Raw genomic sequence first — 11350 nt, 5'->3', positions numbered from 1 at the left:
GCGATGTCGGACGCCAACATCATTGAACTCAGGGACGCCGCCAAGGCGTTCGCGCGCATTCCGGCCTTCAAGAATGTCAATTTCGACCTGCGCAAGGGCGAAATCCATGCGCTGCTCGGAGAAAACGGCGCCGGCAAGTCGACGCTGACCAAGGTCATGGCCGGTGTCTTCAAGCTGACCGAGGGCAAGATGACCTTCGACGGCAAGGATGTGTCCTTCGCCACGCCCGCCGAAGCGCTGCGCGCTGGCATCGCCATGGTGTTCCAGGAAACCAACCTGGTGCCGGCCATGACGGTGGCGCAGAATCTCTATCTCGGCGAAGAGAAGATGTTCAACCGGTTGCGCGGCCTCTATATTCAGGCGCGGCAGTTCCTCGCCGGCATGGGCTTCCAGGTCGACCCGTCCGCGCAGGTCAGCACGCTGGGCGCGGCGCACAAGCAGATGGTGGAGATCGCGCGCGCCGTCCACCACAAGGCCCGCGTCATCATCTTCGACGAGCCGACCGCGACGCTGACGCCCGAAGAGAAAAGCCACTTCTTCAAACTTTTGCAGCGGCTGGTGAAGGAGGGCATCGCCGTCATCTTCATCACCCATGCGCTGGAAGAGGCGCTTGCCGTCGCTAACCGCATCACGGTCATGCGCGATGGTGAGATCGTCGCGTCCGGCGAAGCCAAGGGCTTCACCCGCGCTTCGATCGTGCAGGCCATGGTCGGCCGTACGCTGACCGAAACGCTGCATGGCGAGGTCAAGCGCACGGCGCGGCCCTATGGCGACAAGGTGCTTTCGGTCGAGAACCTGTCCTGCGCCAGCCTGGTGCGCAACTCTTCCTTCTCGGTGTTTTCGGGCCAGGTCACCGGCATGTTCGGCCTTGTCGGCGCCGGCCGCACCGAAATGGCCAAGGTCGTCGCTGGACTGTTGAAGCGCAACATCTTCCACGGCGGCGAGATCCGCCTGCTCGGCAAGTCGGTGCGCTACCGGGTGCCCAGGCCTGCGGTGCGCGACGGCATCGTCTATGTCACCGAGGATCGCAAGGTCGACGGTTTCTTCGAAACCATGACCGCGGGCGAGAACCTGCAAATGGGTGAACTGACCGAGGGCGCCAATCCCGTCTCCATGGTGTCGCTGGCGCGGGCCAGGCAACTTGCCCGCGAATGGGGTGAACGCCTGAGCCTGCGGCAGACCAGCGACCGAGCCCGGATGATCGAGCTCTCCGGCGGTAACCAGCAAAAGGTCGTGATCGCCAAATCGCTAATCCAGAAGCCGAGGCTGGTGATCTTCGACGAGCCGACACGCGGTGTCGACGTCGGCGCCATCGTCGAGATCCACCAGCTCATCAGCGATCTCGCCGAGCAAGGCATGGCCGTCGTTGTCATCTCGTCCTATCTGCCTGAAATTCTCGCTGTTTCGGATCGCATTCTGGTGGTCAAGCGCGGCCGCGTGGTCGAGGAGATGATGCTGTCGGAGGCCACCGAGGAGCGCGTCATGTTCGCCGCGGTTCATTGAGCGGCGCGACAAGAGAGACACTTTTGCCGGTCAAGCCAGGCCCAATGTCTGGCCGGTCCTATTGCCTTGCAATCGGTTCCGCGTCTGAATAGGTCAAAGGGCCAGATCACCCTGCCCGAGCGGATATGCCCAGCATCAACCTCAAACTTCTGCAGACGTTCCTGCTTGCCGCCGAAAACGGCAGCTTCCGTCGTGCTGCCGAGGAGAGCAATCGTTCGCCATCGGCGGTCTCGATGCAGATTCGCGACCTTGAGGAGCAGATCGGCATCTCGCTGTTTATCCGCACCGCACAGCGTGCAAGCCTGACGCCGGAAGGCCAGATCCTGTTCGAGGAGATCGCCAATGTGATGTCACAGGTGCAGACCAGCCTCGACCGGCTGACGGAGGTCGCCGCTCGGCGCAAGGGCAAGGTGCAGATCGCCTGCGCCCCGACGCTCGCGGCAAGCCGGCTGGGCGATATCCTGGCGACATTCAAGTTGCGCTATCCCCGCAGCATCGTCGAGGTCATCGAGAGCCCGCCGCAGGCCGCGCTTGGCCTTTTGCAACAGCAGGAGGTCGAGTTCTACATCGGCCCCGAACTGCCAAACCTGACGGACTTCCAGTTCGAGTCTATCCTCGACGATCCGCTGATGGCCTGCATTCCCACGGAAATATACGGCGGCGAAAAGAAGCTGCTGCTCTCCGACCTGCTGCGCTATCCGCTCATCCTGCTCAACCGCAAAACCGCCGTGCGCGGCCTTGTCGATCGGCTGACGGCGGCGGAAGGCATCGAGCTCAAGCCGCAATACGAGGTCGAAAGCGCACAGACGGCGGTGGCGCTGGTGTGTTCGGGACTTGGCGTCTGCGTGGTGCCCGGCATCGCCATTTCGCGCAATGACGAGCGCATGCGAGTGGTGCCGATCGACCATCGCGACGCCCACCGCTCCGTCGGCATCATCACCGCGCGGGGCTATGTGCACCACTCCTTCTCCGAACAGCTGATGAACCTCATCCGCACCAATTTGCGCGAACTGGCAAACTGAGCATCGCGCCTTCGGACAGGCACCTAGCACGAGCGCCGAGAATAGTGCGGGAACGCCGTCATTCGCAGCCCGGCCTCACCTGAATATCAGCGCACCCTCAGTCGGTCTGGATCCAGACCGATTTGGTCTCCAGATATTCATGCAGATGTTCGATGCCGCCCTCGCGGCCGTAGCCGGACATCTTCATGCCGCCGAACGGCACCGCCGGGTCGATGGCGTGGTACATGTTGACCCACACCGAGCCGGCCTTGATGCGGCGGGCGAGCTTGTGCGCGGTGCCCAGATGGGTGGTGAAAATGCCGGCTGCCAAGCCATAGGGCGTCGCATTGGCCCGCGCCACGGCTTCGTCGAGCGTGTCGAACGGCATCGCCGAAATCACCGGACCGAAGATTTCTTCACGCGCGATGGTCATATTGTCCGACACCGCGCCGAAGACGGTCGGCGCGATGAAATTGCCGCCGTCGTAGGGCTCGCCCGTCAGTCGAGATCCGCCCGCTATCAGTTCCGCGCCTTCGTCGCGGCCGGCCTTGATATAGCCCACCACCTTGCCGGCCTGCCTGGCATTGATGAGCGGGCCGATTTCGGTTTCCGCCTCGATGCCATGGCCGATGCGAAGCCTGCCGGCAAACTCGGCGACCCGGCGCACGAATTCGTCATGGATTTCGCGCGCCACGAACAGCCGCGATCCGGCGATGCAGATCTGGCCCGAATGCACGAACACCGCCATCGCGGCGACAGGAACAGCCCTGTCGATGTCGGCATCGCGGCAGACGATGATCGGCGATTTGCCGCCGAGTTCCAGGGAAACGCGCTTGAGGTTTGTCACGCCCGCCCGCGCGATGGCCTGCCCGGTCAGCGTCGAGCCGGTGAAGACGATCTTGTTGACGTCGGGATGTTCAGCGAGCCGCGCACCGGCCTCCGCCCCGGTGCCGGTGACGACGTTGACGACGCCGTCGGGAACGCCGGCTTCCTGCATCAGCCTGGCGATCAGCAGCGGCGTCAACGAGGCGTCCTCCGAGGGCTTCAGCACGATGGTGCAGCCGGTGGCCAGCGCCGGCGCGATCTTCCAGATCGACGCGGCGGTCGGAGCGTTCCAGGGGATGATCGCGCCGACAACGCCCACCGGCTCGCGCCTTGTGAAGCTGACGATCTCGCCGGGGATCGAATTGTCTATGGATTCGCCATGCAGCGCGGTCGCCATGCCCGCATAGAAGCGCAGCATGCCGATGACGCGCCGCCGGTTGGCGAGCGTGCGCGTGATCGGCAGTCCCATGTCGAGAGTGTCGGAAACGCTGAGCTCTTCCCAATGAGTCTCGAAGAGATCGGCGATGCGCAGAAGCACGCACTGCCGCTCATAGGGCGAGAATTTTGACCACGGCCCTTCGAAAGCCGTGCGCGCAGCGGCCACCGCCGCATCGATGTCGGCGGCCGAGCCACGCGGGACGGTGGCCAGCACTTCGCCAGTCGCCGGGTTGAGCGCCTGCATCTCCTGGCCGGATTGTGCCGGAACCCACTTGCCGCCGACGAACATCGGCCGGAATTCGCCGTGGTAGAGCGCCGTGGCCTTCGCCCGCGGGTCGAAATTCAGCGTCATCCCTTCCTCCTCACAATTCCGTGGCGACTATGCCTCCCACGCCGGTCGACCTCAAACAAGGAAAGCTAAAAGGGCGTTCAGATAATCGGACTGTGCAATGTACGCGACTTCCCCGATGGTGCCGGCAACGGAGGAGCAGATATGAGACTTGCTGGCAAGGTCGCTGTCGTCACTGGCGGCGGTTCGGGATTTGGCGAAGGCATCGTCAGGAAATTCGTCACCGAAGGTGCGCGGGTCGTGTTGATGGACCGTGATGAGGCCGCCGCGGCCCGCGTTGCTGCCGAAGTCGGCAAAAATGTGCGGCCAATCACTGGCGACGTCTCGACACTCGCAAGCTTCGAAGCGGCGGCAGACCTGGCCCGCTCGGCCTTTGGCGGTCTCGACATACTGGTCAACAATGCCGGCGTGGCCCAGCCGCCCCTGGCGCTCGAGACGATGGACGAAGAGATGTTCGACCGGATCGCCAACGTCAACATGCGATCCATCTACAATGGCGCCCGTGCGGTCGTTGCGCATTTCAAATCCATCAAATCGGGCGCCATCCTCAACGTCGCCTCCACCGGCGGCGTCTCGCCGCGCCCGAATTTGACTTGGTACAATGCTTCCAAAGGCTGGGCGATTGCCGCCACCCGGGCCATGGCCGTGGAACTCGCCCCCTTCGGCATCCGCGTCAACGCCATCAACCCGGTTGCCGGCGACACGCCGCTTCTGTCCACCTTCATCGGCTCCGGCGAGGAAAACCGCGCCCGCGTCGTCGCCACCATTCCGATCGGCAGGCTGTCTACGCCGGCGGACATGGGCAACGCCGCGGCATTCCTGTGCTCCGACGAGGCCAGCATGATCACCGGCGTCGACCTCAATGTCGACGGCGGCAAGTGCATCTGAGCGTTAGACCATTTGGGAGTTGGCGATGAAGCCTGTCTACGAAATCGCCGTGGTGCATGGCGACGGCATCGGCCCGGAAGTCTGCGCCGCAGCGGTTCAAGTGGTGAAAGCAGCGCTTGGTCCCGGCAACCCCTTGCACTTCAGCGAATACCCGGCCGGAGCCGAGCATTTCCTGAAGACCGGCCAGAGCTTTCCCGAGCCGACCTTCCAGGCCTGCCGCGCGGCGGACGCCATCCTGCATGGTGCGGGCGGCTTGCCGGGCGTCGTCCATCCCGATGGAACCGAAGCAGGCCTGGATTTCACGCTGAGACTGCGCTTCGAACTCGATCTCTATGCCAACGTCCGCCCCATCAGGCTCTTCGAGGGCGTGCCTAGCCCGTTGAGCGGAGTGAAGGCCGGCGATATCGACTACATCATCTTGCGCGAGAACAGCGAAGGGCTTTACGCCGCGCGGGGATCGGGCGCCCTGTTGCGCGGCGAAGTGGCGGTCGACACGCTGGTGCAGACCCGATCCGGCATCGTGCGCATCGTGCGCAAGGCCTTCGAACTGGCGCGCCAGTCGGGCGGCGCGCCCCGTGACGGCGTGCGCCGGGTCACCTGCTGCGACAAGGCCAACGTGCTGCGCAGCTATGCCTTCTTCCGCTCCGTCTTCGACGAAGTGGCGAAGGACTATCCCGATATCGCGACCGAGCACGCGCTGGTCGACGCCATGGCGATGCATCTCGTGCTGAAACCGGGCCATTTCAACGTCGTCGTCAGCGAGAACATGTTCGGCGACATCCTGTCCGACCTCGCCGCTGCGACGGTGGGCGGGATGGGCATGGCGCCTTCAGCCGAGATCGGCGCGGCCAACGGCTTCTTCCAGGCCGCGCACGGCTCGGCGCCCGACATTGCCGGCCAAGGTATCGCCAATCCGTATGGGACGATCCTGTCGGCAGCCTCGATGCTCGACTGGCTCGGCCACAAGCATGGCGACGAGAGGCTCAACCAGGCCGCGGCGCGCATCCGTCGCGTGACCGAGGACTGCCTGGCCAACGGGCTCCTGAGCGCCGACCTGAAAGGCAGGGCGTCGACCAGCGAGATAACCCGCTCGATCTGCGACCGGTTCGCGGCAGCGGCGTGACTGATGATCAAGGTGAAGATAGATCTTGTTGGGCCTCGCAAGGTCGGCCAGACGCTCATGCGCCGGATATTCATTGCCGACCGGCACGAGGGCGAGGCTTGAGATGGGCGCTCTCGATCGCCAGGTTTCGGTCGAGGATTTTCGCAGGCTTGCCCGTCGTCGCCTGCCGAAATCCATCTTCGAATTCATCGACGGCGGGGCGGGGCAGGAACTCACCCTTAACGCCAACCGAAGCGATTTCGAAAAGATCAGACTTTTGCCGCGCGTGCTTACCGATGTTTCGCATCCGAACGTTTCCACGACGCTCTGGTGCGAGACCTTGCCGACACCGCTCGTGATCAGCCCGATGGGTTCCTGCGCGCTGGTCAGGCCCGGAGCCGACATTGCCATCGCGAGGGCGGCAACCGCTCGCGGCATCCCCTACACACTCTCCACCATGGCCACGGCCAGCATCGAAGGCATGGCGCGAGCCGTACAGGGGCCGCTGTGGTTCCAGCTTTACGTGCTCAAGGATTTCGACTTCAATCGCCAACTGGTGAGGCGAGCGGAAGAATTTGGCTATTCGACGCTGGTGGTGACCGTTGATCTGCAAGCCGGGGGCAAGCGCGAAAAGGATCTTAGGAACGGCATATCCATCCCACTGCGGCCTTCGGCCCGGCATCTCTGGGAAGGCATGCTTCATCCTGGCTGGTCGCTGCGCCTGCTGCGCGGTCGTCTGCCCCAGTTCGAGAACGTCCGCGGCTATCTCGGTGACAACAGCGCCGGCCTGACGATCGCCGCGCGTGTTGGCGGCAGCCTCCATGCAGGTTTCGACTGGGACGATTTCCGCCAGATCCGCGACTGGTGGAAAGGCCGGCTGCTGGTCAAGGGCGTCCTGCACCCGGGCGACGCGTCGCGACTGGTCGCGGCTGGTGCCGATGGCATCTGGGTGTCCAACCATGGAGGCCGTCAGCTCGACGGTGCTGTATCGAGCATCGATGCCCTGCCCGCCATCCGTGAGGCACTTGGCGCCCAAGTCCCGATCCTCATCGATTCCGGTATCCGCACGGGCACGGACATCATCAAGGCCAAGGCACGCGGCGCCACCGTCGCGGCGATCGGCCGGGCCGCCCTGTTCGGCGCCGTGGCTGGCGAGTCCGGTGTGGCCAAGGCACTCGATATCATCCTGGACGAAGTGGTGACTTGCCTCAGGCTCTGCGGAATCCCCCGTTTTCAGGAAGCGGGATCAGAAATCATAGCATAGCGCCAAGACGTGTGCTCACGCTTGGTCGCAAAGTTTCAGCCACCAATTGCCGCCCTCGCACGCCGCTCTTCCCAGGCCCAAAAGCCGCCGTCCATCCAGACTACGGCAGCCATTCAGAAAGCGTTTGTTTGATGCACACGCGCTGGCGACAGCGTTATGAAATTCGAAAGGCTGCGCAGTCGGATAGGCGGACTAAACTCCGCCGCCCGGTGCTGTTTTCGGTTCCATCCATCCGTTCTTCAGGACGTCGCGAAGCACGTTCCGAGTGTCTTCGCCCGCTGCCGTTGCGCCGCTCGCCCAAGCGATCGCCAGTGCTCCGAAAAAAATATCGCGCCCGGTCATCGTCCGTCGTGCAAGCCCTTCGTCCTGTGCAGCCTTCAGGATTCGCTCCGTCGTCGCGACGACAGCATGGCAGGTCGGCGTCAGCGGGGATTCTACTCGGCAAGCGGCCCGTAACGGTTCAGGCAAGCCCTCATAAGCCAGCATCCAGTCGCCGAGAGCTTCAACCCAGAGTTCGAGTGCGCGGCCTGCATCGCTCTCCCCGGCTTCGATTTCAACGCGACGATGGTCGAGGCTTTCATAGTGAAGAACTAGCAGCGCAGCCAGGAGGGCGTCTTTGTTTGGAAAATGGCGGTAGAGCGTCCCTGCCCCCACGCCCGCCAGCTTCGCGATAGCATCCATCGAAACGTCAATACTGTCGTTGCCGAACGCTTGTCGCGCCACCTCGAGAATGTGCGCCCGATTGTGTTGCGCGTCCCTGCGGAGGGCTGACGCGATCGACGATTGAGACATGACTGACCTTTGAACCCTTGAAGATCGGAGACACTGTCCGTATCTAAAGTCGAAGCGGAGACAGTCTCCATATAGCCGGTGGTCGACTGTTCTAACAGGTCGGCATGAGCCGGCGAAACGAGGATAATGGTCAGGCAGATGATACCGGCATGCATCTGGGCAACGGCACGGCAACCTGCCTGGGGCCTGGCGCGCGCAGTCGATGCCGCGCGCGAGCTATACGAAGTTCGAGGCGGGCTGTTCCATCGGGGGTTATGGCGGCACCACCCTGCGCGACCATCTGGATGTCCCGCTCAACACGGGATCGATCCGCGCATCGTGCGCTGAGCTCATAATCACAATTATCTGGAAGGAAATCGACATGAACATCGGCATTATCGGCGCGGGAAATATCGGCACCACCCTCGCACGAAAGCTGACAGCGGCCGGACACGCGGTGAAGCTGGCGGGCTCGAAGGGGCCTGATGACATCCGCGAGAAGGCGATGAAGGTTGGTGCGCTCCCGGTTGCCGCGCACGAAGCAGCCAGGGATGTCGAGGCGATCGTTCTATCGATCCCGTTTGCGAAGATTCCCGATGTCGCCAACATCTTTGCCGATGTACCAGCCGACGTGGTCGTGATCGACACCTCCAATTATTATCCTATGCGCGACGGGAACATCGCGGAGGTTGACGATGGCAAGCCGGAAAGCGTCTGGTCCAGCGAACAACTCGGCCGGCCGGTGGTCAAGACGTTCAATGCGGTCCTCGCCCAAACGCTCGCCGAAGGTGGCGCAGCGGCCGGAACGGCCGGACGGATCGCGATCCCCGTCGCAGGCGATGATGCGCATGCCAAAGCGATCGCACGCGAACTGGTGGACGAGACCGGTTTCGACGCATTTGATGCCGGCGATCTCGCGAATTCCTGGCGCCAGCAACCGGGCACGCCAGCCTACTGCACGGAACTGACGTTGCCTGATCTTCAGCATGCGCTGTCCACGGCGGAAAAGGCGCGCGCACCCGGAGCTCGCGACGCACTGATCAAGGGCTTCATGGAGGCGACGACCCCCCTCCGCCACGAGCAGATCGTAGCCCGCAACCGTGAAGTCACCGCCCTCCAATGAGAGACTTTTCCGGTTCCGACCCGAGGTGGTGACCAAGAAGACTGTCCAAGAGTTCCTTCTGTTTGTCGGGAACAACCTGCCAGACGACGATGACGAGGCCGGCGTGAACCGGCTCTTTAGAGTTTTCTGAAGCCCTTGGCGTTTTTTGCGACAAAGGTGAAATCCCCCTTGATGATGCGAGGCATCAACTCCCACGCGCGGCACGCTCTGCTGCTCAACCAGCGAGCCTGAGCCATAGCGCCTGCCTGACGGCAGGCGGTTAGCCGCCGCCGCCCATGGTCACGGACATGAAGGCCCGGAAGGCCGCCGCTGCCGGTTCGATTGATCTGTCCCGCGACCAGGCCAGGCCGACATCCATAGTGGGGATGGGCTCGACAAGCCCGCGCACTTCGATGCGCTGCCCCTCCAAGGACCAGGGGCGGTAAACCATGTCGGACAGGACAGTGACCCCCATGCCGGCAGCCACGAGCGACCGCACGGCCTCGACCGAACTGGTGGTAAGGACGGCGCGGAGCGAAAGGCCCGCGGCATCCCAGTAACGGGCGGCTGTCGTGCGTGCCTCGTCCACCGTCAGCATGACATAGTCTTCCGCCGCCACATCGGCGAGGCTGATTTCCCGCCGCGCGAGCAGATGATGATCAGCCGAAAGCCAGAGCCGGCGGTTCGACCGCATCAAGACCTCCTGCGCCAACTCCTTGGTGTGTTCCAGGTTGGACACCAGCATCACGGCCATGTCGATATCCCCGCACATCAAGCCGCTTTCGAGAGCGTCTCGAGGCAATTCCAGCACCTCGACCTCGATCTCGGGATAGGTCTTTCGAAACCGCGCGTAGTGGCGCGACATGTAGTAGCCGACGACCGTGTAGGTCATGCCAAGCCGCAGCTTGCCCGCCAGGCCTTTCCTATCGCGCAACGGGCTTCGGACGGCGGCAGCGACGGCCCCGGTGATAACACGCGCATGTTCAAGGAACCGCGCGCCCTCCATAGTCAGTCTTACGCCAGCGTGGTTACGCTCCAAAAGCCGTACGCCCAGGTCAGCCTCAAGCGTCTTTATCGCCGCAGTGACGGCCGATTGCGAGATGTTGAGTTCCACCGCAGCATGACTGACCTGTCCGCTCTCGGCGGTCGCGATAAAATAATCAAGCTGTTTCAAGGTGATGGTCATGGTGCGCTCCGGCCCAGAACCATTATCTGTTTTTTTGATATGACAATCAATAAACTACTATTTCACAAACGCCCTCACATGCGCAAAAAATGCTGCAACGCCGCAAAGACGGCAGCTTCGAGGGGTAACAATGCGATGGCGGTGACGCTAAACTGCGACATGGGCGAAAGCTTTGGCCTCTACAAGGTTGGCGATGATATGGGCATGATGCCCATCATCGACGTTGCCAATGTCGCCTGTGGTTTTCATGCCTCCGATCCGGATCACATGCACGCCGCCGTCCGCAGCGCCAAGGCGAGTGGCGTAAAGATCGGCGCCCATCCAGGCTTGCCCGACATTCAGGGTTTCGGCCGGCGCGAGATGCGGATGACCCGCGAAGAAGTCAGGAACACCATCATTTACCAGGTGGGAGCGCTTGCCGGCTTCCTCAGGGCCGAGGGTGTGGAACTCCACCACATCAAGCCGCATGGCAGCCTCTACTTCATGGCCATGCAGCAGGAGGCAATCGCCCATGGCGTGTGCGACGCGGCAGAGATTTTCGGCGTACCCCTCTTCGGCATGACGGGCACCCTGCATGAGAAGATCTATCAAGAGCGCGGTATCCCATTCGTCGCCGAGTTCTATGCCGATCTCGACTACGATGCCTCCGGCAAGCTGATCTTGACACGCGTTCATGACGCCAAGGACCCCGCAGAGATGGCCGAGCGGTGCGTGCGCGCCATCAGGGAGGGCGAGGGCACGGCAGAGGACGGCAGTTTCTTTCCCGTACGCTGCGAAACCATCTGCGTGCATTCCGATACGCCGAACGCCATCGAAATAGCCAGGGCCGTGCGCACCGCAATCGCTCCCTGGCACTGAACTCGACCGAACCCGCCCGCGCAGGCGGTTCCAAATTAGTCTGTCTGCAGTTTTCCGGAGCTT

Annotated in this window: 10 protein-coding genes; 7 read left to right on the top strand and 3 right to left on the bottom strand. The window is 62.8% G+C overall.

Annotated features, from left to right (window positions below; translation table 11 throughout):
* Positions 1-3: 3 nt before the first annotated feature.
* Both EOB80_RS05430 and EOB80_RS05425 read left to right on the top strand, forming a co-directional pair.
* A complete protein-coding gene (locus EOB80_RS05430) occupies positions 4-1503 on the top strand; it encodes a sugar ABC transporter ATP-binding protein (protein ID WP_127326920.1) in 1500 nt (499 codons plus the stop codon).
* A 125-nt stretch (positions 1504-1628) separates the two neighbouring features.
* On the top strand, positions 1629-2525 hold the full coding sequence (locus EOB80_RS05425; RefSeq protein WP_027036279.1) for a LysR family transcriptional regulator: 897 nt from the start codon (positions 1629-1631) through the stop codon (positions 2523-2525).
* 97 nt (positions 2526-2622) lie between these two features.
* Here EOB80_RS05425 and EOB80_RS05420 read toward each other — a convergent pair whose 3' ends face one another.
* Complete coding sequence (locus tag EOB80_RS05420) at positions 2623-4119, bottom strand: aldehyde dehydrogenase family protein (RefSeq protein ID WP_127326919.1); 1497 nt, start codon at positions 4117-4119, stop codon at positions 2623-2625.
* Between the two features lie 141 nt (positions 4120-4260).
* Here EOB80_RS05420 and EOB80_RS05415 point away from each other — a divergent pair, with 141 nt between their 5' ends.
* From EOB80_RS05415 to EOB80_RS05405, 3 genes are all read left to right on the top strand, one after another.
* A complete protein-coding gene (locus tag EOB80_RS05415) occupies positions 4261-5004 on the top strand; it encodes a glucose 1-dehydrogenase (RefSeq protein WP_127326918.1) in 744 nt (247 codons plus the stop codon).
* Between the two features lie 25 nt (positions 5005-5029).
* A complete protein-coding gene (locus EOB80_RS05410; protein WP_127326917.1) occupies positions 5030-6127 on the top strand; it encodes an isocitrate/isopropylmalate dehydrogenase family protein in 1098 nt (365 codons plus the stop codon).
* A 103-nt stretch (positions 6128-6230) separates the two neighbouring features.
* A complete protein-coding gene (locus EOB80_RS05405; protein WP_127326916.1) occupies positions 6231-7370 on the top strand; it encodes an alpha-hydroxy acid oxidase in 1140 nt (379 codons plus the stop codon).
* A gap of 192 nt (positions 7371-7562) precedes the next feature.
* Here the strand turns inward: EOB80_RS05405 and EOB80_RS05400 are convergent, their stop codons facing one another.
* The gene (locus EOB80_RS05400) at positions 7563-8162 is read right to left on the bottom strand and encodes a TetR/AcrR family transcriptional regulator (RefSeq protein ID WP_127326915.1); all 600 of its coding nucleotides are present in this window, start codon (positions 8160-8162) and stop codon (positions 7563-7565) included.
* Between the two features lie 361 nt (positions 8163-8523).
* On the opposite strand from EOB80_RS05400, the gene EOB80_RS05395 reads away from it, so the two are divergent.
* Positions 8524-9264 carry an NAD(P)-binding domain-containing protein gene (locus EOB80_RS05395; protein WP_127327072.1) on the top strand — a complete coding sequence of 247 codons (741 nt, stop codon included), beginning with the start codon at positions 8524-8526 and terminating at the stop codon, positions 9262-9264.
* A gap of 259 nt (positions 9265-9523) precedes the next feature.
* Here the strand turns inward: EOB80_RS05395 and EOB80_RS05390 are convergent, their stop codons facing one another.
* Positions 9524-10429 (bottom strand): LysR family transcriptional regulator, encoded by a 906-nt coding sequence (locus EOB80_RS05390; protein ID WP_023808975.1) that lies wholly within the window; start codon positions 10427-10429, stop codon positions 9524-9526.
* Positions 10430-10564: 135 nt separating this feature from the next.
* On the opposite strand from EOB80_RS05390, the gene EOB80_RS05385 reads away from it, so the two are divergent.
* A complete protein-coding gene (locus tag EOB80_RS05385; RefSeq protein WP_127319967.1) occupies positions 10565-11287 on the top strand; it encodes a LamB/YcsF family protein in 723 nt (240 codons plus the stop codon).
* Positions 11288-11350: the final 63 nt, after the last annotated feature.

It is taken from the genome of Mesorhizobium sp. M7A.F.Ca.MR.245.00.0.0 (assembly GCF_003997415.1).
Lineage (GTDB): Bacteria > Pseudomonadota > Alphaproteobacteria > Rhizobiales > Rhizobiaceae > Mesorhizobium.
Note: the sequence above shows the minus strand (reverse complement) of the source record. Positions and strands in the feature narration are given on the sequence as shown.

Excerpts from the sequence above, each read along its gene's own strand:
- EOB80_RS05395 (WP_127327072.1), top strand. The coding sequence starts at position 8,524 with ATGAACATCGGCATTATCGGCGCGGGAAATATCGGCACCACCCTCGCA.
- EOB80_RS05400 (WP_127326915.1), bottom strand. The coding sequence starts at position 8,162 with ATGTCTCAATCGTCGATCGCGTCAGCCCTCCGCAGGGACGCGCAACAC.
- EOB80_RS05410 (WP_127326917.1), top strand. The coding sequence starts at position 5,030 with ATGAAGCCTGTCTACGAAATCGCCGTGGTGCATGGCGACGGCATCGGC.
- EOB80_RS05430 (WP_127326920.1), top strand. The coding sequence starts at position 4 with ATGTCGGACGCCAACATCATTGAACTCAGGGACGCCGCCAAGGCGTTC.
- EOB80_RS05405 (WP_127326916.1), top strand. The coding sequence starts at position 6,231 with ATGGGCGCTCTCGATCGCCAGGTTTCGGTCGAGGATTTTCGCAGGCTT.
- EOB80_RS05385 (WP_127319967.1), top strand. The coding sequence starts at position 10,565 with ATGGCGGTGACGCTAAACTGCGACATGGGCGAAAGCTTTGGCCTCTAC.
- EOB80_RS05390 (WP_023808975.1), bottom strand. The coding sequence starts at position 10,429 with ATGACCATCACCTTGAAACAGCTTGATTATTTTATCGCGACCGCCGAG.
- EOB80_RS05415 (WP_127326918.1), top strand. The coding sequence starts at position 4,261 with ATGAGACTTGCTGGCAAGGTCGCTGTCGTCACTGGCGGCGGTTCGGGA.
- EOB80_RS05420 (WP_127326919.1), bottom strand. The coding sequence starts at position 4,119 with ATGACGCTGAATTTCGACCCGCGGGCGAAGGCCACGGCGCTCTACCAC.
- EOB80_RS05425 (WP_027036279.1), top strand. The coding sequence starts at position 1,629 with ATGCCCAGCATCAACCTCAAACTTCTGCAGACGTTCCTGCTTGCCGCC.